The organism is Vibrio sp. 2134-1, assembly GCF_033339495.1.
In genome coordinates this window covers 1-1,105 of sequence record NZ_JAWOUS010000125.1, presented here as the reverse complement: position 1 = coordinate 1,105, position 1,105 = coordinate 1, and the positions used below count along the sequence as shown (strand labels likewise).

The 1,105-nt window shown below is 50.4% G+C and carries 1 protein-coding gene and 1 pseudogene; both read right to left on the bottom strand.

All coding sequences use genetic code 11. From position 1 onward, the window contains the following. Positions 1–172 precede the first annotated feature (172 nt). Positions 173–712 carry a hypothetical protein gene (locus R7R78_RS24350; RefSeq protein ID WP_000018872.1) on the bottom strand — a complete coding sequence of 180 codons (540 nt, stop codon included), beginning with the start codon at positions 710–712 and terminating at the stop codon, positions 173–175. Positions 713–909: 197 nt separating this feature from the next. After that, positions 910–1,105: pseudogene (locus R7R78_RS24345) on the bottom strand (NgrC); the annotation flags it as partial.

Sequence of the window (1,105 nt, the reverse complement as noted above, 5' to 3'; positions counted from 1 at the left end):
GGTTTTCGTTGAGCTCATCAAGAAAACGTCGAGAAGGTTTGTCGTAGTCAAGAACTGCTTCCAAAGCTGATAGGTTTTTCATAGGGACTCCTTATTGCGATTGCGGAGCCCCGTCCCCTCAGGGCTATCGGAGCCCCATAGGGTTAATTAGGGTTAATGGTTGAACGGCGATTTATCGAGGGTTGGTGAATCGAATGGCTTTACCAACGAAATCGGCCATCAGTCGATTCCCAGTAGAGCTGAAATAGCTCTGCCACTCTTTCCAACCACCAACGGATTCCACCGAGCTTGGAGACTCGAAGATACCCCAGATACGCATTTCACAACCTCGTTGCAACACTCGGTTTACCTGGTCAACCAAGTATTCCTTGTTCTGCAATGAAGAGAGGTTGCAAGGCATCTGCATGATCAGCTTTTCAGCTTGCTCGAAGTCGATTTTTTCAATCAACCCCGTGCGGGTATCCACAGAGAATGGAACCACCTGTTGACCGTGGTTAGACCACAACCAATGGGTGATATAGATCGGATTAACGCCAACTTCCGCTGGCACCAATACGCTGCCGCAAGACCGCAACAGCCAGACCAGACGTAAACCATCGAATCGATCCAGAGACTCCACATCGGTAGTGATGTCATCCTGGTAGATTTCAGGCAGCTTATGTTCGGCGGCGAGAGAGATCATTACGGATTTGAGATTGTTCAGATGAGACATGTGTGCTCCTTAAAGTAACTTGGGCACACAGAGCCTGTCAGGCGCAGTGCGCCCTTAGGCTGAGGTTGAATGCTGTTTGTTTTTGGCGACCAGCTATCGCACGCTTTCGCCCTCAGGGAGGACAAAATCTGCTTACTGATGGCTTAACCATGAGTAAGAAGACTTGGGAAGTAAAGCAGGGGTTTCCCCCTGCCTTGTTATGCCGCTTTGAGGTGGCGAGAGAAAAAGTCCCTGGTTTGCTGGATAGCGCCCCGGAGAAGTTCTCGTCTGTAGCCAGCGTAGCTCTTGTCATCACTGGCAACGGTCAAGCCGTGCAGACTCTCTTCACCCAGGACAATCTCGTTTTCACGAGAGAGTACCTCAACACGTAGGCCAAGCACTCGCTCTTTCCCT